Origin of the sequence: Curtobacterium sp. MCLR17_007, from assembly GCF_003234655.2 — a bacterium.
Classification (GTDB): Bacteria; Actinomycetota; Actinomycetes; order Actinomycetales; family Microbacteriaceae; genus Curtobacterium.
In genome coordinates this window covers 3,473,068-3,499,146 of sequence record NZ_CP126271.1, presented here as the reverse complement: position 1 = coordinate 3,499,146, position 26,079 = coordinate 3,473,068, and the positions used below count along the sequence as shown (strand labels likewise).

The window sequence follows — 26,079 nt, the reverse complement described above, 5'->3', positions numbered from 1 at the left end:
CAGCAAGAGAGAAGAACATTGCTCGAAGCAACTTCCTTTGACGCACTGCGGATCGGCCTCGCCACGGCCGAGGACATCCGCCAGTGGTCGTACGGCGAGGTCAAGAAGCCGGAGACCATCAACTACCGCACCCTCAAGCCCGAGAAGGACGGTCTGTTCGGCGAGCAGATCTTCGGTCCCTCCCGCGACTGGGAGTGCGCCTGCGGCAAGTACAAGCGTGTCCGGTTCAAGGGCATCGTCTGCGAGCGCTGCGGCGTCGAGGTCACCAAGTCCTCGGTCCGCCGTGAGCGCATGGGCCACATCGAGCTCGCCGCGCCCGTCACGCACATCTGGTACTTCAAGGGCGTTCCGTCGCGCCTGGGCTACCTGCTCGACATGGCGCCGAAGGACCTCGAGAAGGTCATCTACTTCGCCGCGTACATGATCATCTCGATCGACGAAGAGGGCCGGCACGCTGACATGCCGGGTCTCGAGAACGAGATGCGCCTCGAGATCAAGAACCTCGAGAACCAGCGCGACTCGATCATCGCCGACCGCCTCAAGAAGCTCGAGGACGACCTCGCAGCGCTCGAGGAAGAGGGCGCCAAGGCCGACATCAAGCGCCGCACCAAGGACACCGCCGAGAAGGAGATGTCCCAGGTCCGCAAGTCGTTCGACGAGGACATCACCCGCCTCGAGCGTGTGTGGGAGGACTTCCGCAACCTCAAGGTGGGCGACCTCAAGCCCGAGGACGCCGTCTTCCACGAGCTGCAGGACCGCTTCGGGATCTACTTCGACGCCTACATGGGCGCCGAGGCGATCAAGCTGCGCCTCGAGGCCTTCGACCTGACCGCCGAGGCCGAGTCGCTGCGTCTGCAGATCGCCGAGGGCAAGGGCCAGAAGAAGATCCGCGCGATCAAGCGTCTGCGCGTCGTCTCCTCCTTCCTCGCCACCGGCAACTCGCCGGCAGCGATGGTCCTCGACGTGGTCCCGGTCATCCCGCCGGAGCTCCGCCCGATGGTCCAGCTCGACGGTGGCCGCTTCGCCACCTCCGACCTCAACGACCTCTACCGTCGTGTGATCAACCGCAACAACCGTCTCCGCCGCCTGCTCGACCTCGGTGCCCCCGAGATCATCGTGAACAACGAGAAGCGCATGCTGCAGGAAGCGGTCGACGCGCTGTTCGACAACGGTCGTCGTGGCCGCCCCGTCACGGGTACCGGCAACCGCGCCCTGAAGTCCCTGAGCGACATGCTCAAGGGCAAGCAGGGTCGTTTCCGCCAGAACCTGCTCGGCAAGCGCGTCGACTACTCGGGTCGTTCGGTCATCATCGTGGGCCCGCAGCTCAAGCTCCACCAGTGCGGTCTGCCCAAGCAGATGGCGCTCGAGCTGTTCAAGCCGTTCGTGATCAAGCGCCTGATCGACCTGTCGCACGCGCAGAACATCAAGTCGGCCAAGCGCATGGTCGAGCGTTCGCGTCCGCAGGTGTGGGACGTGCTCGAGGAGATCATCCGCGAGCGCCCCGTGCTGCTGAACCGTGCGCCGACGCTGCACCGTCTGGGCATCCAGGCGTTCGAGCCGCAGCTCGTCGAGGGCAAGGCCATCCAGCTCCACCCGCTCGTGTGTGCCGCGTTCAACGCGGACTTCGACGGTGACCAGATGGCCGTGCACCTGCCGCTGTCGGTCGAGGCCCAGGCCGAGGCCCGCATCCTGATGCTCGCCTCGAACAACATCCTGAAGCCGTCCGACGGCCGCCCGGTGACCCTGCCCGCACAGGACATGATCATCGGTCTGCACCACCTGACGACCGTCCGCGAGGGCGCCGTCGGTGAGGGCCGTTCGTTCTCCTCGGTCGCCGAGGCGATCATGGCGAAGGACCAGAACACGCTGCACCTCAACGCGACGGTGAAGATCCGGATGTCGGGTGTCCACTTCGCCGAGGGTGAAGCACCCGAGGGCTACGAGGTCGGCCAGCCGATCCTGCTCGAGACCACCCTCGGTCGCGCGCTCTTCAACGAGACCCTCCCGGCGGACTACCCGTTCGTCCAGAAGGTCACCGACAAGGGCACCCTCTCCGCGATCGTCAACGACCTCGCCGAGCGCTACTCCAAGACCGAGACGGCCGCTGCGCTGGACCGGATCAAGGACGCGGGCTTCTACTGGGGCACGCGCTCCGGTGTGACCGTGGCGCTCTCCGACGTCGTGACGCCTCCTCGCAAGAAGGAGATCATCGCGGGCTACGAGATCCAGGCCGCCAAGGTGCAGGGCGAGTTCGACAAGGGTCTGATCACCGACTCCGAGCGTCGCGCCGACCTGATCAAGATCTGGACCGAGGCCACCAACGAGATCGCGCAGGAGATGCGGGACAACTTCCCCATCGACAACACGATCAACCGCATGGTGTCCTCCGGCGCCCGAGGCAACTGGCTGCAGGTCCGCAACATCGCCGGCATGCGTGGTCTGGTGAACAACCCGAAGGGCGAGATCATCGCCCGCCCGATCATCAACTCGTACCGCGAGGGCCTGACCGTGGCGGAGTACTTCATCGCCACCCACGGTGCTCGCAAGGGCCTGGCCGACACGGCGCTGCGCACGGCGGACTCCGGGTACCTCACCCGTCGTCTCGTCGACGTCTCGCAGGACGTCATCATCCGTGAGGACGACTGCGGCACGACGCGTGGCCTCGAACTGCCGATCGCCACGGTCGACGCTGACGGCAAGCTCGTCCGCGACGCCCGCGTCGAGAACACCGTGTACTCGCGCACCCTCGCCACCGCGGCGTCGGACGCGAAGGGCACCGTGGTCGCCGAGGCAGGCGAGGACGTCGGTGACGTCCTCATCGACAAGCTGGTCGCGGCCGGTGTCGAGAGCATCAAGGTGCGCTCGGTCCTGACCTGCGAGTCGGCCGTCGGTGTCTGCGCGAAGTGCTACGGCCGTTCGCTCGCCACGGGCAACCTCGTCGACATCGGTGAGGCGGTCGGCATCATCGCCGCCCAGTCCATCGGTGAGCCCGGTACCCAGCTGACGATGCGCACCTTCCACACGGGTGGTTCGGCCTCGGCCGACGACATCACCCAGGGTCTGCCCCGTGTCACCGAGCTCTTCGAGGCTCGTACCCCCAAGGGCGCGTCCCCGATCGCCGAGGCCCCCGGCCGCGTCGTCATCGAGGACACGGACAAGGGCCGTCGCATCATCCTCACGCCGGACAACGGCGACGAGCCGTTCATCTACCCGGTGCTCAAGCGTGCGACCCTCCTGATCGAGGACAACCAGCACGTCGAGCTCGGCGAGCAGTTCATCGCCGGCACCGTCGACCCGAAGGAAGTCCTCCGGGTCAAGGGTGTGCGCGAGGTCCAGAAGCACCTGGTCAACGGTGTGCAGGACGTGTACGGCTCGCAGGGCGTGCCGATCCACGACAAGCACATCGAGGTCATCGTCCGCCAGATGCTCCGCAAGGTGACGGTCGTCGACCACGCCGACACGGACCTGCTGCCGGGTGAGCTCGTCGACCGGTCGCGCTACAACGCGATCAACCGCGCGGCGCTGCAGGAGGGTCGCAAGACCGCCTCTGCTCGCCAAGAGGTGATGGGCATCACCAAGGCGTCCCTCGCGACCGAGTCGTGGCTGTCCGCCGCGTCCTTCCAGGAGACCACCCGCGTGCTCACGCAGGCGGCCATGGAAGGCAAGCAGGACCACCTCGTCGGCCTCAAGGAGAACGTCATCATCGGCAAGCTCATCCCCGCGGGGACGGGTCTCAGCCGGTACCGCGACGTGGACGTGAACGCGACGGAAGAAGCGAAGGCCGAGCGGTACCCCAACCGCATCTTCGCGGACGACTCGTCGTTCTCGGACGCCGACCTGAGCTTCGTCGACTTCGACAGCTTCTCGTCGGACGACTTCACGCCGGGGACCTACAACTGAGTCTGAAGTAGCTCCACACAGACAGGAGGCGCGGTGCCAGCTGGCACCGCGCCTCCTGTCTGTTGTCCGGTCGCGTTCAGAGCGCGCGGCCCGCGTCGCTGTCGTGGCCGCCGGACCCTCGCCCCGTCTCGTCGACGAGCGAGTACAGGCTGAGGACGTTGCCGTCGGGATCGTGGACGTCGAACCAGTCGACGGCTCCGTCGACGCGTTCCACCGGACCGACGTCGATGCCGAGCGCGGCGATGCGGGTGCGCTGGGCGACCACGTCGTCGACGCCGAACCGCACGACGACCGGGTTCTCCTCGGCGTCGGGGTCCTCGACGAGCTGGATCCAGATGCCGCCGATCTCGTACTCCGCGATGCCAGCGGCGGGCTCGAGGTCGGGGTCGAGCCGCTCGAACACGGCGCCGTACCAGAGGCAGGACGCTTCGATGTCGGTGACGGGCAGCCCCACGGTCACGCTCGTGATGTCCATGGCTCATCATGGCCCGAGCGCCTGGTCTGCGTCGAGGGGATTCCTGCCGCCCAGCGATCCCTCCACGACCACGTGCCGCGGGGGACTTGTCCACCGACCCCTGTTCTGGGTGGGCGTTGACCCCCTCCGCCCCCTCATTCTGGGACTGCGGGGCCGGATGGTCCCGGCCGTAGCGTGGACAGGCGTCGAACCCGAAGCTCGGCGCGGTCCACGCCCTGACGCGACCCAGAAGGAGGCTCCGAGGCACATGGCCACGCTCTCCGAGATCCTGATCCTCAACGGAGCCCTCCCCATCGAGCACCTCGACTCGCTCACCGGCGACGAGGAGATCGACGAACGCTCGATCCGGACGCTCGTCGACCGCGGGGTCGTCAGCGAAGCGCAGTTCATCACCGCGCGGGCGGCGTCGAACAACTCCAAGACCGTGCCCCTCACCGACTACCCGGTCGACGGCACCGCCGTGTCGATCCTGCCCGCGGCGCTCTGCCGGCGGCACGGGGTCCTCGGCGTCGGCTTCGAGGGCGACGTCCTCGTGCTCGCGATGGTCAACCCGTCGAACGTGCTCGCGATCGACGACGCCCGCGCCGCGTGCGGCCGCGCCATCCGTCCGCTGCAGGTCGACGAGCGTGACCTCGCGTCCGCGCTCGACCGCTACCTGCGCGCCGACGACGAGCTGAACGACCTGACCTCGTCGCTCGAAGAAGAAGCGTCGTCGACCACCCAGCAGGCCGACATCTCCGAGGGGTCGCTCGACGACGTCCCGATCGTCCGCTTCGTGAACCTGCTCGTCTCGCAGGCCATCCAGGACCACGCCTCGGACATCCACATCGAGCCCGGCGAGCACGAGGTCCGGGTGCGCTACCGCATCGACGGCGTGCTGCACGAGATGGCTCCGGCGCCCAAGAACATCCAGAACGGCGTCATCAGCCGCCTCAAGATCATGAGCGACATCGACATCGCCGAGCGACGCAAGCCGCAGGACGGCCGCATGTCCGTCCGGCACGGTGGCCGCCAGATCGACCTCCGTGTGGCGACGCTGCCGACGGTGTGGGGCGAGAAGGTCGTCATGCGCATCCTCGACAACACCAACACGTCGCTGACCCTGACCGACCTCAACCTGCTCGCGCAGAACGCGGCCGCGTACCAGCGTTCCTACTCCAAGCCGTACGGCATGATCCTGGTCACGGGACCGACGGGGTCCGGCAAGTCGACCACCCTGTACACGACCCTGAACGCGGTCGCCCGGCCCGAGATCAACGTCATCACCGTCGAGGACCCGGTCGAGTACCGGATGGCCGGCATCAACCAGGTGCAGGTCAACCCGAAGGCCGGCCTGACGTTCGCCTCGGCGCTGCGCTCCATCCTGCGGTCCGACCCCGACGTCGTCCTGCTCGGTGAGATCCGCGACCACGAGACGGCGCAGATCGCGATCGAGGCATCGCTCACCGGGCACCTGGTGCTCTCCACGCTGCACACCAACGACGCCCCCTCGGCGATCACCCGGCTGACCGAGATGGACATCGAGCCGTTCCTGGTCGGCTCGGCGCTCGACTGTGTCGTGGCGCAACGCCTCGCCCGCAAGCTCTGCGACCGCTGCAAAGCCCCCGCCGTGTACGAGCCGGGGCAGCTCGCGGCGCTCGGCTTCATCCCGAGCGCCGACGCCCCGGTGCCGGACTTCTGGGCGCCGATCGGCTGTGCCGTGTGCTCGAACACCGGGTACCGCGGGCGCATCGCCCTGCACGAGGTCATGACCGTCACCGAGGAGATCGAGCGGCTCGCCGTCGCCCGTGCCTCGAGCGCCGAGATCAGCCGGGTCGCGCAGGACCAGGGCATGCTCACCCTCCGCCAGGACGGGTGGGAGAAAGTGAAGCTCGGTCTGACGAGCGTCGACGAGATCCTGCGCGTGGTCGCGTAGGCCGAGGAGAGAACGATGACCGACTCCGTCTACGACATCACCGACGCGAACGAACCGATCGCCGGCTGGCACCCGGGCCGCCCGGGCACCGAGGTCGGCTCGCGTCGTGCGGCCCGTCTCGCCCAGGCAGCCGAGGGACACGCGCAGCCGTTCGTCGGACCGGCGGCTGGTCTGGCCGCGGCCCCTGCGGCTGGTCTGGCCGCGGCTCCGGCGGCTGCTCCGGCTGCACCCGCGGTCCCGGTCTACGACCTGGCCGACGACCTCGCCGCATGGCCGGCCCCGTCCGGTGCGCCGGTGGCCGTCCCGGTCGCGCAGCCGTCCGGTGCCGCGACGCCGTCCGGTGCGGCGACGCCGTCCGCCGCGGTGCCGCCGTCCACTGCCAGCTACGGGTACGCCGACGCGGTGACCCAGCACCTGCCGACGGCGTCTGTGCAGGCGACCACGGTCCTCCCGACCGTCGGCGCCGCCGTCGGCGTGCAGGAGATCGACTTCAGCCGCCACGCGCGCGAGGTCGCGGATCCCGACCTGATCACCGCCCTGGCCCAGGTGGTCTACCAGGGGGCGTCCGACCTGCACGTCACCGCCGACGCCCCGCCCACCGTCCGCGTCGACGGCTCGCTCCGACCGGCCGTGCCCGGCGGACCCTGGTCGCGCAACAAGGTCATCGCCGCGCTGAAGACCGTGATGACCGTCGAGCAGGCCGGCACGTTCGACCACGAGCAGGAACTCGACTTCGCGTACTCGCTGTCGCCCGAGTACCGCTTCCGCGTCAACTTCTACCAGCAGCGCGGCAACTGGGGCGCGGCGTTCCGCATCATCCCCACCAAGATCAAGACGCTGAAGCAGCTCGGCATCCCCGAGCACGTCGGCGACTTCGCCAAGCTGCCCCGCGGACTCGTGCTCGTCACCGGGCCGACCGGTTCCGGCAAGTCGACCACCCTCGCCGCGCTCATCGACCTGGTGAACGAGACGCGCGCCGACCACATCGTGACGGTCGAGGACCCGATCGAGTTCATGCACGACCACAAGCGGGCGATCATCAACCAGCGCGAGGTCGGCGCGGACACGCACTCGTTCGCCCGGGCCCTGAAGCACGTGCTGCGGCAGGACCCCGACGTCATCCTGATCGGCGAGCTGCGCGACCTCGAGACCATCTCGGTGGCACTCACCGCCGCCGAGACCGGACACCTGGTGTTCGCGACCCTGCACACGCAGAGTGCCCCCGGCACCATCGACCGCGTGATCGACGTGTTCCCGCCGCACCAGCAGGGCCAGATCCGCACCCAGCTCGCATCGACGCTCGAGGGCGTCGTCTGTCAGACCCTCGTACCGAAGGCCACCGGCTCGGGCCGCGTCGTCGCGACCGAGATCATGACCACCACCCCCGCGATCGGCAACCTGATCCGCGAGGGCAAGACCTACCAGATCACCTCGGCGATGCAGGCCGGTCGTGACCTCGGCATGCACACGATGGACCAGGACCTCGCCGAGCTCGTCAACGTCGGCACCGTCACCCGCGCCGCCGCGATGGAGAAGGTCCACGACCACGAAGGGTTCGACCGGCTCGTCCAGCGCGTCGAGTCCCCGTCCGACTCGTCCGCCGCGGCCATCGCCGCGAGCGAGATCGACTTCGGCGACAAGTTCTCCGGAGGCCACTGATGTCGCTCGCGTTCGACTACCGGGGCCGTGACGGGGGCGGCAAGCTCGTCAAGGGGCGGCTCGACGCAGCGTCCGAGGGGGCGGTCGTGCAGCGGCTGCGCACGATGGGGGTCTCGCCGATCGCCATCACCGAGGCCAAGGCCGGCACGGGTCTGCAGACCGAGATCAAGATCCCGGGCTTCGAGAAGGGCGTCGGGTTGAAAGACCTGGCGATCATGTCGCGACAGGCCTCCACCATGTTGTCGTCGGGGCTGTCACTGCTCCGAGCGCTCTCAATCCTGACTGACCAGACCGACAACAAGAAGCTCCGCGGGATCCTCGGGCAGGTCCGTGACGAGGTGGAGCGCGGCACGTCGTTCTCCGATGCCGTCGCGAAGTACCCGGTCGACTTCCCGCCGATCATGATCAACATGATCCGTGCCGGTGAAACCGGCGGGTTCCTCGACCAGGCGATGGACTCCATCGCGACCAACTTCGAGAAGGAGCACAAGCTCCGCTCGACGATCAAGTCGGCGATGACCTACCCCGTCGTCGTGCTCGTGATGTCACTCGTCGCGGTGATCGTCATGCTCGTCTTCATCGTGCCGATCTTCCAGGACATGTTCTCGAGCCTCGGCGGGACCCTGCCGCTCCCGACGATGATGCTCGTGTACATGTCACACGCGATGGTCTACGTCGGGCCGGTGCTCGCCGTGGCGATCGTCGTTGGATGGTTCTGGTGGCGGGCGAACAAGAACTCGGACCGAGTCCGAGGTGCGATCGACCCGGTCAAGCTGAAGATGCCCGTGTTCGGGCAGCTCAACCGCAAGATCGTGATGGCGCGGTTCGCTCGGAACTTGTCGAACATGATCGGCGCGGGTGTCCCCATCCTCGAAGCGCTGAACATCGCCGGTCAGGTCTCGAACAACTTCGTCGTCGAGAAGGCACTCAACCGCGTCGCTGATTCCGTGCGAAAAGGTGAGTCGATCGCAGGTCCGATGGAACGTGAGAACGTCTTCCCGACCATGGTCGCGCAGATGATCGCGGTGGGCGAGGACGCCGGTTCCATGGAATTGATGCTCGAGCGCATCGCGGTGTTCTACGACAATGAAGTCGAATCGACCACCGAGGCATTGACGTCGCTCATCGAGCCGTTACTCATCGCATTCCTCGGCGTGGTGGTCGGCGGAATGATCGTGGCGCTGTACCTGCCCATCTTCCAGATCTCCACGCTGATCAAGTAGTCGATCGCCAGTGCAGGGCACCCCCGGGTGCCCTGGTTCGCCCGGGGGTGCCCGGGCGCCCTCGGCGACCCCGGGACGGGGGTGTCCTCCATCGAGTGCACCCCTGGGACTGGGGGCATTTCGCAGTCAATTGACCCCCGTTCTCGGGATTATGCCGTCAATCGGGCCTGAATACGCTCTACCTCGGCGGCAGAGCTAGCCCCCGAAATCATTCCAAGTACATTCCCGAAAGAATGGAAGAGTCATGTACTCCGTGCTCATGGGCAAGCTGAACGCTCGCCGCAAGAACATCCTCGACGAGAACGAGAAGGGCTTCACCCTGATCGAGCTCCTGGTGGTCGTCATCATCATCGGCATCCTCGCGGCGATCGCGATCCCGGTGTACCTCGGCATCCAGAACAACGCGAAGGACTCGGCCGCGCAGTCGGACCTGTCCAACTCGAAGACCGCGGTCATCGCCGTGCAGACCGCTGACAACACGGCGACGTACCCGGCTTCGGTCGCTCTGGACACGGACACGAAGTACAAGGCCGCCGGCGCGACGGTGAACAGCTCGACGTCCGTCACCTACACGGCCACCGCGGACGGCAAGGCGTTCTGCATCGCGGCCGTGAGCAAGTCCGGCACGAGCTTCGGGATCACGGACAACTCCGGCGCCGCGAAGGGTACCTGCGCCGCGGGTGTCTTCACCAAGGCTTCCTGACCCAACCCAAACTGCCTCTGAACGGGGCGGGTCGAGCGATCGACCCGCCCCGTTCAGCGCAACCACTTCTGCACGAGCACGTCGAGAGGAGCCGCGCGTGATCACCACCATCGCCCGCCGACTCCAGGCGGCACGCGACGCCGAGGACGGCTTCTCGATCATCGAGGTCATGGTGGCGATGACCATCTTCGCGATGTTCGCCGCCGGCGTCGCCATGGGCATCGCCTCGACGCTCTTCCTGACGCAGGACAACCGCTCGCGTGAAGCAGCGCTGAACCTGGCGAACCAGGCGCTCGACGCGGCACGCAGCACGAAGGACGTCTTCACCCTCGACGACGACTTGAGCACGCAGTCCGTCGGCGCGCAGTCGTACACGATCAAGCGCACCACGAACTGGATCAACTCCGACGGCACGGACAACTCGTGCGGCGCGGGAAGCGGCGTCCTGGCCTACAAGCGCGTCGCGATCACCGTCACCTGGTCGAGTGGCGCTTCGCCGAAGCAGAAGAGCGTCGTGCTCGACTCGCTCGTGTCGCCGTCCGCCGCCGTGTCGAGTGCGACCGCCTCCACGATCGTGGTCGGTGTCACGACCGCGAACGGCGGGCCGAACGAGGGCGTGAGCGTGTCGATCACCCCGAGGTCGGGAGGGGCGACGAGCCTGCCCGCGCAACCCGCGGCGACCGACGGCAACGGCTGCAGCTACGCCTTGGGTGTCACACCAGGCACGTACCGGATCACCATCACCAAGAGCGGCAACGTCGACCCCGACGGTGCCAGCGCGCCCTACTTCGACGTGACGACGTCGTCGGGCGGCATCGGGAACAAGACGTTCACCTACGACCAGGGCATCAGCGTCTCGGTCGGCGCTCCACTCAACGCGAACGGCAAGGCCGCCAAGTTCCCGACCGGGCTCACCACCAGTTTCCGAAACGGCAGCACCGTCAAGACGACCACGTCGACCTCCGCCACGCTCTTCCCGTACACCGATGGGTGGACCGTTCTCGGAGGGGCTTACTCCCCGACGTGCACCGACGTCGACCCGAGCGCGTGGACGACCTCGTCGGCGAACCTCGTCACTTCACCCTTTGTCTTCACCGACTCCAACACCGCCCTGGGGACTCCCGGTTTCAACCCGACGAGTACCTCGGCCGCCGTGGCGCGCGCCCCGATGGGCATCGTCGACGTGAAGCTCGGCGGGTTGGACACGGTGCTCTTCGCCACCGTCAAGAACACCAGCGCCGCTGGTGGTGACCCGGGGTGCTCACCGTCGACCACTTACACATTCACCGGGCTGAACAGTGCGTCCCCGACGACGATCGCCCTGCCGTACGGGTCTTGGACCCTGCGCGGGAGCACGTCGATCCTCGGATCGATCCTCGGCACGAACAACCAGACGGTGTCCGCGACACCCGGCGTCCTGAACGTGAACGCCTCTGTCAACGGCAACGTCGTGACGCTCGATCCGCGAACGGTGCCGGCATCGTGAACGTCCGGATCCGGCAGTTCTTCGAGCGACTACGCCGAGAGGAAGCGGGCATCACCCTCGCTGAACTCATCGTCGCGATGAGCCTGTCGGTCCTCATCCTCACCGTCGCGGGGTCCTTCCTGGTCTCGTCGCAGAAAGCAGCGAAGGTCGCCGGGGCCGTCAGCGCCAACACGCGGGTCGCCGCCACGGCGATGAACGAGATCGGTCGCAACCTGCGTGCGGCGACCGACAACCCGGTGCCGACCGGTGACGATTCGCAGTTCGCGTTCCAGTACGCCAGTGCGACATCCGTGCGGTTCTTCGCGTACGTCAACCTCGACTCGAGCCTGTCGCAGGCCGTGGAGGTGCAGGTCACCCTGGATCCGGCCCGCAAGGTGATCACGGAGACGAAGTGGACCGGCACCGCGGTGGCCGGGAACTCGTCGTACTACGCATTCCCGCTGGCGACCGGGCCCGCGCTCTCAGCGACGCCCACCTCGACGCGGACGCTCGCGACGTCCGTCACGAGCACGACGCTCTTCACCTACAGCAATGGCGACGACGGCGTGCTCGGTTCACCGACGGCCCCGGTCGGTCAGGCCGATCTGGCGAACATCCGCAAGGTCGGGCTGTCGGTCGCGGTCGGCCGGAGCGCCGACGACCCGAACGCCGTGTCGCTGCAGAACACAGCGAGCATGCCGAACATCGTGATGGGGGCCTCCTGATGATCCGTCTGGTGCGCGCGCTGCGTGCTCGGGACGACGAGCGTGGTGTCGCCATCGCTGCCGTCGTCGCCATCGGCATGGTCGTCATGCTGCTCGTCGCGACGATGGTCGCGGTCGCCACCAGCGGCGCCCGAGTCACGTCGACCGACACCGCCTGGAACCGCGCGATAGCCGCCGCGTACGCCGGAGTGGCGGACTATCAGTCCCGGCTGAATGCCGACAACACCTACGGCTTCTACGGACAGCCGAACGCGCCCTTCAGCCAAGCCAGCGGCAGCCGTTTCACGAAGGGGACCGGTGGCAATGCCGCCTTCAACTACCAGTCCGGAGCCCCGTGGGTGACCGTCCCGACGGCAGACGGGAGCGGGAGCAACGCAGGGTTCCGGTACGCGGTCGACAACAGCAAGCTCTCGACGCAGGGCGTGATCCGCGTGCAGTCCACCGGACGTTCCGGCGCCACGACGCGGACCGTCGTGGCGAACGTCCGCCCGGACGGCTTCTCGAACTACCTCTACTTCACGAACTACGAGTCCGGTGACCCGACCGTGACGAACGAGAAGGGTGTCGGGACGAGCGCTTGCACGAGCGCGTACCGGCCTGTCGCGACCACGTCGACCTGTGACCAGATCCAGTTCGGGCAGAACGACGTGCTCGAGGGCCCGGTCCGATCGAACGACCAGATCAAGGCATGCGGGGCGACGTTCAAGAGCACGTTCCAGAGCGTGTACGGGTGGACGAGCAGCGGGTGCGGCACGGCTGCGGCGAAGTTCGCCGCCAACCCGACCACCGTCTCGACCCTGACGCCCCCGTCCACCATCGGCGATCTGCGCGACTACATGCGGAGCGACCTGCCGTCCACCGTCAACACGGTCGAAGGCACCGGCTGCCTGTACACGGGCCCGACCAAGATCACCTTCAACGGCAACGGCACGATGACCGTGGTCTCACCGCTCACGATCAAGACGGTCGTCCGTGGAGTGACAGCGACCTCCGGCGCGGTGATCACGGCGGGCGACGTCTCCGACAAGTGCGGCGCTGTGTCCGCGCTCAGGAGCGCGTCCGGCGCGGTCGTCCCCGTCCCGAAGAACAACATGATCTACATCCAGAACGAACCGGGCGTCCGCGCGGCCGGCAGTGCGCAGGACCCGAACTACTGGAAGGGCAACTCCGAGACGAAGAACCTGCCGACGGCTTGCGACACGCCGGGAACAGCGAGTCTGGCCACCTCGTTGAAGTCGAACGGTGTGGGGTTCCCGTACGTGGGGAGCTCGACCTCGGCTTCGGAGGCCGACCCGACCGCCGGTGGCGGCGCGACCATCTCGACGCCCTACGGCTGCGATCGTGGAGACGCGTTCGTGCAGGGCACGGTGGACAAGGCGGTCACGATCGCAGCGGAGAACTACCTCTACGTGACGGGCGACATCAAGTACCCCAGTACGCGCTCGGCGTCGACCGTCCTCGGACTGATCGGACAGCGCGCCGTCTGGGTGTGGAACCCGGTCAACGCCCTTGGTACCCCACTGCTCCCCGCGGACCGCGAGGTCGATGCCGCGATCCTCTCGAACCTCGGCACCTTCGTCGTGCAGAACTGGACCCGCGGCTCGACCGCGGGTCGCGGCACCCTCACCGTGAGCGGTTCCATCGCGCAGAACTTCCGCGGCGCCGTGGGGCTCGCGAGTGGCCAGGGCTTCGACAAGAACTACCGCTTCGACTCGAGCCTCGCCACCTACACCCCGCCGAAGTTCCCCCAGCCGACCGTCACGACCTACCGCGTGGCGACGCAGGTCGAGTCCAAGACCGCGTACGACGCGGACGGAGGACCGATCTCGTGACCGCGTCACTCGCGCCCCTGGCCGGCGCCGTCCTCACGCTCGGTGCCGTCTTCGGCCTCGCCATCGGGTCCTTCCTCAACGTCGTCGTGTACCGGGTCCCTGCGGGCCTGTCCGTGATCGCGCCCGCGTCGGCGTGCCCGAGGTGCGGTACGCCGATCCGCAGCATCGACAACGTGCCCGTGTTGTCGTGGTTCGTCCTCCGCGGGCGGTGCCGCGACTGCGCGGAACCGATCTCGGTCCGGTACCCGTTGGTGGAGCTCCTGACCGGGGTGTTCTTCCTGGTCGTCGGCATCCGGTTCCTGCCCGACCCCGCTGCGACCGGAGCGACGATCGCGGGGCATGCCGTCCTGCTCGTGGCCCTCCTGTACCTGGCGGCGGTCAGCGTCGCCCTGGCGCTCATCGACATCGACACCCAGCGGCTGCCGAACGCCATCGTGCTGCCCATGTACCCGGTGCTCGCGACGCTCCTCGCCGGCAGCAGCGCACTGACGGGCGACTGGTCGGCGTTGATCCGCGCCGTCGGTGGCATGGCGCTGCTCGGCGGCTTGTACCTCGGGCTGGCGGTCGCCGTGCCACGGGGCATGGGACTCGGCGACGTGAAGCTCGCCGGCGCACTCGGCCTGGTACTCGCGTACCTCGGATGGGGCCCCCTCGCAGTGGGTGCTTTCGCGGCGTTCCTGCTCGGCGGTACCTTCGGCATCGGCCTGATGATCGTGCGTCGCACGGGTCGTCGGAACGGTATCCCGTTCGGACCATGGATGCTCCTCGGCGCCTGGATCGGCGCCTTCGTGGGTGTGCCGCTCTGGCACGCCTACCTCGCACTCCTCGGCCTGGCCTGACGCCGGCCCCGCAGACCCGCACTCGACCCAGAAGGACACGACATGGCGAAGAGCATCGTCGGCATCGACATCGGCGCGGACGTGATCCGCGCGGTCGAGGTCGCCGACGTCGACAAGGCGCAGCCGACGATCCTCCGGTTGGCCGAGATCGCGTCGCCGCCGGAGTCGACCAAGCACGGCGAGGTGCTCCATGCGAACACGGTCGCGGGTGCGCTGCGCTCCCTGTGGTCGCTCGGCAGGTTCAAGAGCAAGGACGTCGTGCTCGGCATGGGCAACCAGCGCGTGCTCTCGCGCGACCTGACGGTCCCGCGGGCCCCCCTCGCGCAGATCCGGGAGTCGCTGCCGTTCCAGGTGCAGGACATGCTCCCGGTCCCGGTCGGCGACGCGATCCTCGACTTCTACCCGACCGCCGAGGGTGACGGTGACGGGGGGCCGGTCGTGCACGGGCTGCTGGTCGCGGCGATCAAGGAAGCCGTCCTCGCGAACGTCAACGCAGCGCAGCTCGCGGGCCTGAACCCCGTCGGGGTCGACCTCATCCCGTTCGCACTGACCCGCGTGCTCGCGCCCCGCGTCGCTGGCGCCGGGACGCTCGCGATCGTCGACTGCGGTGCGACGACCACCTCGGTCGTCATCGCCACCGACGGCGTCCCCAAGTTCGTCCGGATCATCCCGACCGGAGGATGGGACATCACGAAGTCGATCGCCGCGCGGCTCGAGGTCGACGTCGAGGCGGCAGAGGCGGTGAAGCGCCACTTCGGTCTCGCGGGCATCCCGCAGACGCCAGATGACGCTCGTGCCGTGGCGGTCACCCGTGAGTCGGTCGCCGAGCTCATGCAGAGCATCCGGAACACGGTCAACTACTTCGTGAACACCCGTCCGGACGAGCCGGTCCGCGGCGTCCTGCTCGCCGGCGGCGGTGCGGCCATGCCCGGACTCCGGGAAGGCCTCGGTGAGTCATCGGGTCTGCCGGTCGCGGTCGGGGACCCGTTCGCCGCAGCACGGACCGCACGCGGCATCACGCCGGAAGTCCTGCGCGAACGAGGCAGCGCGATCGCGGTGGCGTGGAGCCTCGCAGTCGGGAGCCGTGCAGCATGACCGGGACGATCGAAGCACCGCCCGCAGGGGGACGTCGTCCCGGTCGGCGCCCGGGAGCGAAACGCGTTGCCGCCGCGCCCGCACAACGGGCGATCCGGGACGTCGCGCAACGGACGAGAGCCGGCAAGAACAAGCAGCCGCTGATCATCGGGGGTGCGCCTCGCGCGGATCTCCTCCCGACCGAGGTGCACGTCCACCGGCGGCAGCGCGCTGCCGTCCGCCGAGCGTGGGCCGGTGTCGTCATCGTCGCGATGGCGGTCGGCATCGGTGCGGTCGCAGCGGGCCTGGCGAAGAGCTCGGAGGACACGCAACTCGCGGCGGCGCAGGCCGAGACGGTCAGCCTCCTGCAGCAGCAGCGGCAGTTCAGCGACGTGCGCACCGCCGAGTCGGACACCAGCCTGCTGCAGGCGGCTCAGCAGGTCGGCGGATCGACCGAGATCAACTGGTCGCAGATGCTCGGATCGGTCCAGTCCAAGCTGCCGACCGGAGTCCGGATCAGCGGCGTCACGATCGACTCCGCGTCGGCGACCACGGCCTACGTGCAGTCCCTCGACCCGCTGCAGGGTCAGCGCATCGCGACCCTGACCATCGACGCGAAGACCTCGGGCCTCCCGGCCGTGCCGGAGTGGCTCGATTCGGTGCAGTCCGTCACCGGGTTCGTCGACGCGACCGCGAACTCCGTGACCCGGGACGACACGACGGGCGAGTACACGGTGAACCTCACGATCCACCTCGACGAGAAAGCGCTCGACGGTCGGTTCGCCGAAGCGCGGAAGAAGGACTGATCGATGTCACGGAACCGCCTGAGCCTGCTGCTCGCCTTCGTCGCGATGGCCGTCGTCGCCGTCGGTGGCTTCTTCCTCGCCGTGCAGCCGCAGCTGGCGCTCGCGTCGAGTGCCCTTGACCAGCGGTCGAGCGTCGAAGAGACGAACTCGACGAGTCGCTCCGAACTGACACGACTGCGCGAACGATCCGCCGAGCTCCCGGCGATGCAGGAGCAGCTCGCCCAGCTGTCCGCTTCGGTCCCCGACACTGCGGACCTGTCCTCGTTCATCGCCGACCTCAACACGGTCGCCGCGTCGTCGGGCATGGAGATCTCCTCGTACACGACCAGCGACGCCGTCGCCTACGCGCCGGTCGCTGCTGCCGCCGGCACGTCGGGTGCCGCGAGTTCTGCCACTCCTGCGCCGAGCGCGTCTCCCTCCGCGACGGCATCGTCGGTCCCGACTGCGCCCGCAGCACCCCAGGCGGTCACCAACGGCGCGATCACGGGCGAGAACTTCTCGGTCATCCCGGTCACGGTCGCAGTCGACGGCACCTTCGACCAGGCCCTGACCTTCGTCGACGGCATCCAGCACGGCAGTCGTCTGTTCCTCGTGACCAATGTCTCGTCCGCGGCGAAGAGCGGGGAGGACGGTTCGACGTCCGACGATTCGACATGGACCTTCGGTGGGTCGATCTACGTCTTGGCTGATCCATCGACGACCTCCTCCGTGACCCCCGCCGCAGGCTGACCCACCCGTCCACACCACCCCTCCACAGCACCCCGCCAACTGGGGCCGTCCACACCGCGCCGGGTCCTCTTCCGCAACGCCTGTCGCTGTGCGTACGATGCTCGTGATGCCGCGTCCCGCGGCTCACCCCACCCTCGCGAACGGCCAGCTCGATCCGGTCGTTCCTCGTCGTGCCCGGAGTCGCGCGTGTTGTCTGGAATCGTGGAGTTCCTCGGCTGGTTCGGAGCCGTAACCGTATTAGCTGGTTACATTCTGTTCTCGACGGGCAAGCTCCCGAACGGCCCCGTCTACCAGTTGTTCAACCTGGTCGGAGGGGTCTCGGTCGCGATCAACGTCGCCGCCCACCACGCCGTCCCGTCCACCATCGTGAACGGGATCTGGGCGATCGTAGCGGTCGTCGTCCTGGTCCGGATGGCCAGAGCACGCCGGGCCGCCCGACGGACCGGCCTCGAGCCCACCAGAGAACTGCACGCCGAGCCGCCGGCGACGACCGCGGTGCTGCCCGTGATCGGCCCTGCCGTCCACGCGCACGACGCCGCGGCGACGGCCGTGACGGACGCCACCCCGAGCCTCCAGGACGTGCCGGCGCTCACCGAATCGGAGCGAGCCCACCGTGAGCCAGCCGCCCCGATGACCGCGAGCGTCCCCGTCATCACCGCGACCATCGCACTGGCCCTCGTCAGCGCAGCCCAGGAGCAGCACCGCGCGCAGCGCGACGCGCAGCCCGGCGCCCGGCGGGACGACCAACAGGCCACGGCCGCAGACCGCGTCGGCTGACCATCCGGCAGCACCCGCCCCTCCCCGGCGATACGATCACCCCATGTCCCGATGGCTCGTGGCGACGATGACGTCCGTCCTCTTCATCGCCCTCGTGATCGCGGTGACCGGCTTCGAGGCGCTGCTCGCGAACGTCGAGGTCATCGCGCAGACCGACGCCACCCCCTACCTCGGCCCCGCGATGGTCGTGGGCGGCGCCGTCGTGGTGTTCATCGCGACGGCGCTCGGCGTGCGCGAGGGCAACCCCGGCGTCACCGGGCTCGTCGCCGCCGCGACCACGTACCTCGTCATGCTCGGCGTCGGCGCCGTCGGCTACGCCCTGATCCGCCGTGACGTGACGGAGCTGCTCGTCTTCCCCGCCGGCTACGCACTCGGGCCGTTCGTCGTCGGTTCGGTCGTGGTCGCGATCCTGTCCGTGGTCGGCGGTGTCACGGTCGCCAGGCACCAGCGCGACAGTCCGGGTGACGCGGGTCGTCGCTAGGCTGCAGGATGCCGGAGCGCGACTCCGGCGACGACGCAACGGGGGACCGATGACCGATCAGCAGCACACGCCGGACAACCCCGGCGCCGGGGACGCACACGACCGCGACGGGTGGGGGTCCGTCCCGGAGGTGTCCTCGATCAGCGGCGCTCACGACGTCCCGCAGCCCCTCGCCGGACCGGCGTCACGACCGCGCCGTCGCCTCGGACGCGGCGCCCTGGTCGGCATCGTCGCCGGGGGCGCGGCCGTCGTCCTCCTGCTGGTCGCCGGTGTCGTCGGGTACGCCGTCGGCACCGACTCGCACTCTGCCGACCGTCCGGTCCGGGCCTTCCTCGACGACCTGTCGGCCGGCCGGGTCGACGACGCGCTCACCGCGGCCGGCGTCCGGCACACCAAGTCCGACGTCCTGCTGACCGACGCCGCCTACCGCAAGGCGAACGACCGCGTGACCGGGTACCGCATCACCGCCGTGCGACAGGACGGCGACACCGCCACGGTGGGCGCGTACATGACACAGGCCGGCCGACAGGTCCCCGCGACCTTCACGCTCGACAAGACCGGCACCGACTGGGGCGTGTTCCCGAAGTGGCAGCTGCAGGCTCCGCGTCTCGGCGCGGTCGACGTCCAGGTCCAGGGGCCGCCGAAGTCGACGGTCACCGTCGCCGGGCAGCGGGCGACCACCGACGCGTCCGGCGCGTTGACGCTCACGGCCCTGCCGGGCTCCTACCCGGTGGCGGTCGACGGCGGCAAGTGGTTCACCGCCGACACCCAGACCGCGGCGGTCCGGGGCTTCTCCGGCACGGCGAGCAGTCCGGTGTCGCTCAGCACCACGCTGACCGACGCGGGCAGACAGGCCGCCACGGACGCGGTCAACGCCTGGGTGGACGGCTGTGTCGCGTCGACGTCGACCAAGCCCGACGGCTGCAGCTTCTACGCGTACGGCGAGAACCCGGCGAACACGTACACCAACCAGAAGTGGACGCTCGACTCCCGACCCACGATCTCCGTCGACGGCTGGCTGTCCAAGGGGTGGGCCGTCACGACCTCGTCCTTCGGTTCCGCCACGTACACCGCGGACTTCACCGGACCCGCCGGAGCCGGCACCGCCACTGCCGGGCCCATCAACGTCAACGCCAGCGGCTACGTCACCGGCTTCTCGGACACCGGCGCCACGTTCGAGTCCGCGATCGGCAACGGGTCCTCAGACACCGGTTCCTGAGTCCGGCCCACGCGCCCGGCCCACCGGCCTGGGCACCGCACAGGAGGCCCGGCTCCGCTCCCGGCGGACAGTCACCGTGGGCGGGTGCCCGGGATTGATTTCGCCGGGTCCCACAGGTAGGCTCTCTCGGGTGTGCGCCTTCGGGCGCGCCGCGAAGTCCGGCGGGTCGAAGACCTCGATCCGGACAGTCCGCCCCCAATCCACGTCCGCCGGTTCGGCGGTCGTCTGCGTGGGCGAGGATGCCGACGGTCCGCGTCGGCCAGAGAACACGAGCGAGAACCAGGAGAACAGTTGCCTACCATCCAGCAGCTCGTTCGCAAGGGTCGGAGCCCCAAGGTCGTCAAGACCAAGGCACCGGCGCTGAAGGCGAACCCCCAGCAGCGTGGCGTGTGCACCCGCGTCTACACCACCACCCCCAAGAAGCCGAACTCGGCACTGCGCAAGGTCGCTCGTGTCAAGCTCTCGAACGGCACCGAGGTCACGGCCTACATCCCGGGTGAGGGCCACAACCTGCAGGAGCACTCGATGGTGCTCGTCCGCGGCGGTCGTGTGAAGGACCTCCCCGGCGTGCGCTACAAGATCATCCGCGGCGCCCTCGACACGCAGGCCGTCAAGAACCGCAAGCAGGCCCGTAGCCGCTACGGCGCGAAGAAGGGTTGAGCACATGCCTCGTAAGGGACCGGCCCCCAAGCGCCCCGTCGTCGCAGACCCCGTCTACGGCGCACCGATCGTCAGCCAGCTCGTCAACAAGATCCTGCTGGACGGCAAGAAGGGTCTCGCTGAGCGCATCGTCTACGACGCACTCGAAGGCGTGACCGCCAAGAACCAGCAGGACGCCGTCGTCACGCTCAAGAAGGCGCTCGACAACGTCCGACCGACCCTCGAGGTCCGCAGCCGCCGTGTCGGTGGCTCGACCTACCAGGTCCCGGTCGAGGTCAAGCCGCACCGTGCGAACACGCTGGCCCTGCGCTGGCTGACCTCGTACGCCAAGGCCCGCCGCGAGAAGACGATGACCGAGCGTCTCATGAACGAGATCCTCGACGCGTCGAACGGTCTCGGCGCCGCTGTCAAGCGTCGTGAAGACACCCACAAGATGGCCGAGTCGAACAAGGCCTTCGCGCACTACCGCTGGTAGTCACCGGCATCGTCCGGGCGCCGGCGGTCAAGAACCCCGGCGCCCGGACGGACGCCATCTCTCCTACAACTCTTCCGGAGGAACCCTGTGGCACAGGACGTGCTCACCGACCTGAACAAGGTCCGCAACATCGGCATCATGGCGCACATCGATGCTGGCAAGACCACGACGACCGAGCGCATCCTGTTCTACACGGGCATCACGCACAAGATCGGTGAGGTCCACGACGGCGCAGCCACGATGGACTGGATGGCGCAGGAGCAGGAGCGCGGCATCACGATCACGTCGGCCGCGACGACCTGCTTCTGGGACAACAACCAGATCAACATCATCGACACCCCGGGTCACGTCGACTTCACGGTCGAGGTGGAGCGCTCGCTCCGCGTCCTCGACGGTGCCGTCGCCGTGTTCGACGGGAAAGAGGGCGTCGAGCCCCAGTCGGAGACCGTGTGGCGTCAGGCTGACAAGTACAACGTCCCGCGCATCTGCTTCGTCAACAAGATGGACAAGCTCGGCGCGGACTTCTACTTCACCGTCGACACGATCGTGAACCGCCTCGGCGCCGAGCCGCTCGTGCTGCAGCTCCCGATCGGTGCGGAGTCCTCCTTCGAGGGCGTCGTCGACCTGGTCGAGATGCGTGCACTCACCTGGCGCGGCGACGCGAAGGGTGACGTCCAGATGGGCGCGAAGTACGAGATCGAAGAGATCCCGGCTGACCTCGCCGACCGCGCTGCCGAGTACCGCGAGAAGCTCATCGAGCGCGTGGCCGAGGCCAACGACGAGCTCATGGAGCGCTACCTCGAGGGCGACACGGACTTCTCGGTCGCCGAGATCAAGTCCGCGATCCGCACGCTGACCGTCAACAGCGAGATCTACCCGGTCCTCTGTGGCTCGGCGTTCAAGAACCGCGGCGTCCAGCCGATGCTCGACGCGGTCATCGACTACCTGCCCTCGCCGCTCGACGTCCCGCCGATGATCGGCCACGACGTCAAGGACGAAGAGAAGGAGATCATCCGCAAGCCGGATTCCTCCGAGCCCTTCTCGGCGTTGGCCTTCAAGGTCGCCGTGCACCCGTTCTTCGGTCGCCTGACCTACGTCCGCGTGTACTCCGGCCACATCGAGTCCGGTGCACAGGTCATCAACTCGACCAAGGGCAAGAAGGAGCGCATCGGCAAGATCTTCCAGATGCACTCCAACAAGGAGAACCCGGTCGACAACGTCACCGCCGGTCACATCTACGCGGTCATCGGCCTCAAGGACACGACCACGGGCGACACGCTCTGCGACCCGCAGGACCAGGTCGTCCTCGAGTCGATGACGTTCCCGGAGCCGGTCATCGAGGTCGCGATCGAGCCGAAGACCAAGGCTGACCAGGAGAAGCTCTCCACGGCCATCCAGAAGCTCGCCGAAGAGGACCCGACGTTCCGCGTCGAGCTCAACCCGGAGACCGGTCAGACCACGATCAAGGGCATGGGCGAGCTCCACCTCGACATCCTGGTCGACCGCATGAAGCGTGAGTTCCACGTCGAGGCGAACGTCGGCAAGCCCCAGGTGGCCTACCGCGAGACCCTCACGAAGGTCGTCGAGCGCTACGACTACACCCACAAGAAGCAGACCGGTGGCTCCGGTCAGTTCGCGAAGGTGCAGATCGCGCTCGAGCCGATGGAGGTCACCTCCGAGAAGGTCTACGAGTTCGTGAACGCCGTCACCGGTGGTCGCGTCCCCCGTGAGTACATCCCCTCGGTGGACGCTGGCATCCAGGACGCCATGCAGGTCGGCATCCTCGCCGGCTACCCGACGGTGGGCGTGAAGGCGACCCTCAAGGACGGCGCGGCGCACGACGTCGACTCGTCCGAGATGGCGTTCAAGATCGCCGGCTCGATCGCGTACAAGGAAGCGGCTCGCAAGGCCGGTCCGGTCATCCTCGAGCCGATCATGGCCGTCGAGGTCCGTACGCCCGAGGAGTACATGGGCGACGTGATCGGTGACCTCAGCTCCCGTCGTGGCAACATCGCCGCGATGGAGGACGCCTCGGGCGTCAAGGTGGTCCGCGCGAGCGTGCCGCTGTCCGAGATGTTCGGCTACGTCGGAGACCTTCGTTCGAAGACCTCCGGTCGTGCCGTCTACTCGATGACCTTCGAGACCTACAACCAGGTCCCGTCGAACGTCGCCGAGGAGATCGTCGCGAAGGCCAAGGGCGAATAACGCTCCAGAGCGTGTTCTCCACAGGCGGGGGAGCCCGGCGACGGGCCCCTCGCCACCAACTACAGTAAAAGACACACACACCGCGGACCACTCGCTCGCATCCCGACCGGGATGCCCCCGGGGGTGCCGCATCCGAGTCCTGAGGAGGACCCACAGTGGCCAAGGCCAAGTTCGAGCGCACCAAGCCGCACGTCAACATCGGAACCATCGGTCACGTCGACCACGGCAAGACCACGCTCACGGCGGCGATCACCAAGGTTCTGCACGACCAGTACCCGGACCTCAACGAGGCCCGCGACTTCGCTCAGATCGACAACGCTCCCGAAGAGCGCCAGCGCGGCATCACGATCAACATCTCGCACGTCGAGTACCAGACGGAGAAGCGCCACTACGCGCACGTCGACGCTCCTGGTCACGCCGACTACGTGAAGAACATGATCACCGGTGCGGCCCAGATGGACGGCGCGATCCTCGTGGTCGCCGCCACCGACGGTCCCATGCCCCAGACGCGTGAGCACGTGCTGCTCGCTCGCCAGGTCGGCGTGCCCTACATCGTCGTCGCGCTGAACAAGTCCGACATGGTGGACGACGAGGAGATCCTGGAGCTCGTCGAGCTCGAGGTCCGCGAGCTCCTCGGCTCGCAGGAGTTCGACGAGGACGCCCCCGTCGTGCAGGTGTCGGCGCTGAAGGCGCTCGACGGCGACGAGAAGTGGGTCAAGTCCGTCCAGGACCTGATGGCCGCTGTCGACGAGAGCGTGCCGGACCCCATCCGCGCCACCGACCAGCCCTTCCTGATGCCGATCGAGGACGTCTTCACGATCACCGGTCGTGGCACCGTCGTCACCGGTCGTGTCGAGCGTGGCGAGCTGGACCTCAACTCCGAGGTCGAGATCGTCGGCATCAAGGCGACCCAGAAGACCACGGTCACGGGCATCGAGATGTTCCGCAAGCTGCTGGACAAGGCAGTCGCCGGTGACAACACCGGTCTGCTCATCCGTGGCCTCAAGCGCGAGGACGTCGAGCGCGGCCAGGTCGTCGTGAAGCCGGGTTCGGTCACGCCGCACACCGAGTTCAAGGCGAACGCGTACATCCTGAACAAGGAAGAGGGCGGTCGTCACAACCCGTTCTACGCGAACTACCGCCCGCAGTTCTACTTCCGCACCACGGACGTCACCGGCGTCATCACGCTGCCCGAGGGCACCGAGATGGTCATGCCCGGCGACACCGTCTCCATGACCGTCGAGCTGATCCAGCCGATCGCCATGGAAGAGGGCCTCCGTTTCGCCATCCGTGAGGGTGGTCGTACGGTCGGCGCCGGTACGGTCGAGTCGATCATCAAGTAACTCGCTTCACCAGGTACAGCGGGGTCGGGCCTTCGGGCTCGGCCCCGCTGTCGTGTTCTCCCGCGCTTCCCGGACAGGACGCTCCCGGCGGAGCACGATGTGTCCCAGACGGCCGGAGGTCCCGACCGCGGACGAGGAGGCATCATGACCGGGTTCGACGACATCCAGAAGGACGTCTCCGCGAAGGCCGAAGCGGTGACCGACAGGGCCAAGGAGTTCGTGGACGCGAACCGGGACAAGATCGAGGCGGCCCTGCAGAGCGACCGGGTCGAGGAGGTCTCGGACAAGATCATCCACGGCCTGGCCGACGGCATCAAGAAGGTCACCGGCAGCCGGTTCGACGAGCAGATCGACGAGGCCGCGGACAACGTCGACGGGCACATCGGCAAGGAGTGACCGCCGGCTGGCGGACCTGCCCGTGGTGACGCCCAGCCCGCGCCGTGTTTGCTCGACGAGTGACACGTCTCCGCAGATCCAAGACCAACGGTCGTGGGTACCACCGGGTCCGCAGCGGGCGCGGCTTCAGCTTCCGCGACCCCGACGGCAACACCGTCACCGACCCCGTCATCCGCGCGCGCCTCGAGGAGTTCGTCATCCCGCCCGCGTGGGACGACGTGTGGATCTCGCCGTACGAGAACGGGCACATCCTGGCGACGGGGATCGACGGTGCCGGTCGACGCCAGTACATGTACCACCCGTCCTGGCGCGACCGGATGGACAAGATCAAGTACGACCGTGCGCTGGCGCTGGCAGAGTCGCTCCCCGCGGCACGTCGGATGGTCACCCAGGACCTGCGCCGACCCGAGCCGGACCAGCGACGGTCCCTCGCCGCGGCGTTCCGCATGCTCGACCAGGGGTCGCTGCGGGTCGGGTCCGAGCGGTACGCCACGGAGCACGGCAGCCGGGGGCTCTCGACCCTGCTGTGTGCCCACGCGAAGGTGTCCGGCGACGACATCGAGCTCTCGTTCCCCGGCAAGAGCCACCAGGAGTGGTCGTCGTCGATCCACGATCCGGACCTCGCCACCGTGATCGTGGGGATGAAGCGCCGGGGACCGAACGCGCGGCTGCTGTCGTACCGCGAGTCCCGCGGCGCGGAGTGGGAGCCACTGACGGCGGAGGACATCAACGCCTACGTCAAGGAACGCGCGGGCGACGACTTCACGGCGAAGGACTTCCGGACCCTGCACGGCACGGTGGCGGCGGCGATCGACCTGGCACAGACGGGGTTCCTCGGCGCCGCGACGAAGCGGAAGCAGGCGGTCTCGCACGCCGTCAAGGCCGCGAGCGAGGTCCTCGGGAACACCCCGACCGTCGCCAGGGCGAGCTACGTCGACCCCCGCCTGCTCGACGCCTACGAGCACGGCGAGACCATCGACCCGGAACGGATCCACGCCGCGGAGTCCGAAGTGCGGGCGTTGCTGTACCGCCAATGAGGGGATCGGCGCCGCAAGTCCGTCCGGATGACGTAGCGTTGGCCCTTGTGCCGTTCCACCCCCACGCGGCACGGAAGGACACACACCAGTCGTGACAGACGAGTGCATCCACGGATTCCCCACCGAGCTCTGCGACATCTG

At 68.0% G+C, this 26,079-nt stretch carries 22 protein-coding genes; 21 read left to right on the top strand and 1 reads right to left on the bottom strand.

Translation table 11 applies throughout. The features are described from left to right. Positions 1–18: 18 nt before the first annotated feature. Positions 19–3,900, top strand: coding sequence for a DNA-directed RNA polymerase subunit beta' (locus DEJ13_RS16525; RefSeq protein WP_111105957.1), 3,882 nt, complete (start codon positions 19–21; stop codon positions 3,898–3,900). 76 nt (positions 3,901–3,976) lie between these two features. On the opposite strand, the gene DEJ13_RS16520 is transcribed toward DEJ13_RS16525, so the two are convergent. Beyond that, positions 3,977–4,375, bottom strand: a complete 399-nt coding sequence (locus tag DEJ13_RS16520; protein ID WP_111105956.1) for a VOC family protein — start codon at positions 4,373–4,375, stop codon at positions 3,977–3,979. A gap of 247 nt (positions 4,376–4,622) precedes the next feature. Between DEJ13_RS16520 and DEJ13_RS16515 the strand changes: the two genes are divergently transcribed. The 20 genes from DEJ13_RS16515 to DEJ13_RS16420 all read left to right on the top strand — a co-directional run bounded on the left by DEJ13_RS16515 (position 4,623) and on the right by DEJ13_RS16420 (position 25,938). Beyond that, entirely contained in the window at positions 4,623–6,290 is a 1,668-nt protein-coding gene (locus tag DEJ13_RS16515; protein ID WP_056121375.1) for a GspE/PulE family protein, read from the top strand. 15 nt (positions 6,291–6,305) lie between these two features. Beyond that, positions 6,306–7,949 carry a PilT/PilU family type 4a pilus ATPase gene (locus DEJ13_RS16510; protein ID WP_111105955.1) on the top strand — a complete coding sequence of 548 codons (1,644 nt, stop codon included), beginning with the start codon at positions 6,306–6,308 and terminating at the stop codon, positions 7,947–7,949. Further along, complete coding sequence (locus tag DEJ13_RS16505) at positions 7,949–9,172, top strand: type II secretion system F family protein (protein ID WP_111105954.1); 1,224 nt, start codon at positions 7,949–7,951, stop codon at positions 9,170–9,172. The genes DEJ13_RS16510 and DEJ13_RS16505 overlap by 1 nt, the downstream gene beginning before the upstream one ends. A 244-nt stretch (positions 9,173–9,416) precedes the next feature. Further along, entirely contained in the window at positions 9,417–9,875 is a 459-nt protein-coding gene (locus DEJ13_RS16500; protein WP_111105953.1) for a type IV pilin protein, read from the top strand. 97 nt (positions 9,876–9,972) lie between these two features. Next, positions 9,973–11,361, top strand: a complete 1,389-nt coding sequence (locus DEJ13_RS16495) for a type IV pilus modification PilV family protein (protein WP_181436936.1) — start codon at positions 9,973–9,975, stop codon at positions 11,359–11,361. Continuing rightward, entirely contained in the window at positions 11,358–12,065 is a 708-nt protein-coding gene (locus DEJ13_RS16490; RefSeq protein WP_111105951.1) for a PilW family protein, read from the top strand. The genes DEJ13_RS16495 and DEJ13_RS16490 overlap by 4 nt, the downstream gene beginning before the upstream one ends. Continuing rightward, positions 12,065–13,897, top strand: a complete 1,833-nt coding sequence (locus DEJ13_RS16485; protein WP_258374015.1) for a hypothetical protein — start codon at positions 12,065–12,067, stop codon at positions 13,895–13,897. The genes DEJ13_RS16490 and DEJ13_RS16485 overlap by 1 nt, the downstream gene beginning before the upstream one ends. Next, the gene (locus tag DEJ13_RS16480) at positions 13,894–14,736 is read left to right on the top strand and encodes a prepilin peptidase (RefSeq protein ID WP_258374014.1); all 843 of its coding nucleotides are present in this window, start codon (positions 13,894–13,896) and stop codon (positions 14,734–14,736) included. Before DEJ13_RS16485 ends, DEJ13_RS16480 begins: the two co-directional genes overlap by 4 nt. Before the next feature lie 42 nt (positions 14,737–14,778). Continuing rightward, complete coding sequence (gene pilM, locus DEJ13_RS16475; protein WP_111105950.1) at positions 14,779–15,831, top strand: type IV pilus assembly protein PilM; 1,053 nt, start codon at positions 14,779–14,781, stop codon at positions 15,829–15,831. A gap of 185 nt (positions 15,832–16,016) precedes the next feature. After that, complete coding sequence (locus DEJ13_RS16470; RefSeq protein ID WP_146245161.1) at positions 16,017–16,616, top strand: hypothetical protein; 600 nt, start codon at positions 16,017–16,019, stop codon at positions 16,614–16,616. Positions 16,617–16,619: 3 nt separating this feature from the next. Then, positions 16,620–17,345 carry a type IV pilus inner membrane component PilO gene (locus DEJ13_RS16465; protein ID WP_111105948.1) on the top strand — a complete coding sequence of 242 codons (726 nt, stop codon included), beginning with the start codon at positions 16,620–16,622 and terminating at the stop codon, positions 17,343–17,345. Positions 17,346–17,531: 186 nt separating this feature from the next. Further along, positions 17,532–18,122, top strand: a complete 591-nt coding sequence (locus tag DEJ13_RS16460; protein WP_146245160.1) for a CBU_0592 family membrane protein — start codon at positions 17,532–17,534, stop codon at positions 18,120–18,122. Between the two features lie 43 nt (positions 18,123–18,165). After that, a complete protein-coding gene (locus DEJ13_RS16455) occupies positions 18,166–18,603 on the top strand; it encodes a DUF6121 family protein (protein WP_056121389.1) in 438 nt (145 codons plus the stop codon). Between the two features lie 49 nt (positions 18,604–18,652). Next, positions 18,653–19,822 carry a hypothetical protein gene (locus DEJ13_RS16450; RefSeq protein WP_056121391.1) on the top strand — a complete coding sequence of 390 codons (1,170 nt, stop codon included), beginning with the start codon at positions 18,653–18,655 and terminating at the stop codon, positions 19,820–19,822. A gap of 291 nt (positions 19,823–20,113) precedes the next feature. After that, on the top strand, positions 20,114–20,482 hold the full coding sequence (gene rpsL / locus DEJ13_RS16445) for a 30S ribosomal protein S12 (protein ID WP_056121393.1): 369 nt from the start codon (positions 20,114–20,116) through the stop codon (positions 20,480–20,482). Between the two features lie 4 nt (positions 20,483–20,486). Further along, the gene (gene rpsG, locus DEJ13_RS16440; RefSeq protein WP_056121395.1) at positions 20,487–20,957 is read left to right on the top strand and encodes a 30S ribosomal protein S7; all 471 of its coding nucleotides are present in this window, start codon (positions 20,487–20,489) and stop codon (positions 20,955–20,957) included. An 87-nt stretch (positions 20,958–21,044) separates the two neighbouring features. Then, complete coding sequence (gene fusA, locus DEJ13_RS16435) at positions 21,045–23,162, top strand: elongation factor G (RefSeq protein ID WP_056121398.1); 2,118 nt, start codon at positions 21,045–21,047, stop codon at positions 23,160–23,162. Positions 23,163–23,317: 155 nt separating this feature from the next. Further along, a complete protein-coding gene (gene tuf, locus DEJ13_RS16430; protein WP_056121401.1) occupies positions 23,318–24,505 on the top strand; it encodes an elongation factor Tu in 1,188 nt (395 codons plus the stop codon). 144 nt (positions 24,506–24,649) lie between these two features. Further along, positions 24,650–24,901 carry an antitoxin gene (locus tag DEJ13_RS16425; RefSeq protein ID WP_111105947.1) on the top strand — a complete coding sequence of 84 codons (252 nt, stop codon included), beginning with the start codon at positions 24,650–24,652 and terminating at the stop codon, positions 24,899–24,901. Between the two features lie 59 nt (positions 24,902–24,960). After that, the gene (locus tag DEJ13_RS16420) at positions 24,961–25,938 is read left to right on the top strand and encodes a DNA topoisomerase IB (RefSeq protein ID WP_056121405.1); all 978 of its coding nucleotides are present in this window, start codon (positions 24,961–24,963) and stop codon (positions 25,936–25,938) included. The last annotated feature ends 141 nt before the right edge of the window (positions 25,939–26,079 follow it).

Bases quoted from the DNA above. Each gene is read 5' to 3' on its own strand.
- DEJ13_RS16505 (WP_111105954.1), top strand. From the start codon at position 7,949: ATGTCGCTCGCGTTCGACTACCGGGGCCGTGACGGGGGCGGCAAGCTC.
- DEJ13_RS16465 (WP_111105948.1), top strand. From the start codon at position 16,620: ATGTCACGGAACCGCCTGAGCCTGCTGCTCGCCTTCGTCGCGATGGCC.
- rpsG (WP_056121395.1), top strand. From the start codon at position 20,487: ATGCCTCGTAAGGGACCGGCCCCCAAGCGCCCCGTCGTCGCAGACCCC.
- DEJ13_RS16455 (WP_056121389.1), top strand. From the start codon at position 18,166: ATGTCCCGATGGCTCGTGGCGACGATGACGTCCGTCCTCTTCATCGCC.
- DEJ13_RS16515 (WP_056121375.1), top strand. From the start codon at position 4,623: ATGGCCACGCTCTCCGAGATCCTGATCCTCAACGGAGCCCTCCCCATC.
- DEJ13_RS16485 (WP_258374015.1), top strand. From the start codon at position 12,065: ATGATCCGTCTGGTGCGCGCGCTGCGTGCTCGGGACGACGAGCGTGGT.
- DEJ13_RS16500 (WP_111105953.1), top strand. From the start codon at position 9,417: ATGTACTCCGTGCTCATGGGCAAGCTGAACGCTCGCCGCAAGAACATC.
- DEJ13_RS16520 (WP_111105956.1), bottom strand. From the start codon at position 4,375: ATGGACATCACGAGCGTGACCGTGGGGCTGCCCGTCACCGACATCGAA.
- DEJ13_RS16510 (WP_111105955.1), top strand. From the start codon at position 6,306: ATGACCGACTCCGTCTACGACATCACCGACGCGAACGAACCGATCGCC.
- DEJ13_RS16425 (WP_111105947.1), top strand. From the start codon at position 24,650: ATGACCGGGTTCGACGACATCCAGAAGGACGTCTCCGCGAAGGCCGAA.
- DEJ13_RS16450 (WP_056121391.1), top strand. From the start codon at position 18,653: ATGACCGATCAGCAGCACACGCCGGACAACCCCGGCGCCGGGGACGCA.
- pilM (WP_111105950.1), top strand. From the start codon at position 14,779: ATGGCGAAGAGCATCGTCGGCATCGACATCGGCGCGGACGTGATCCGC.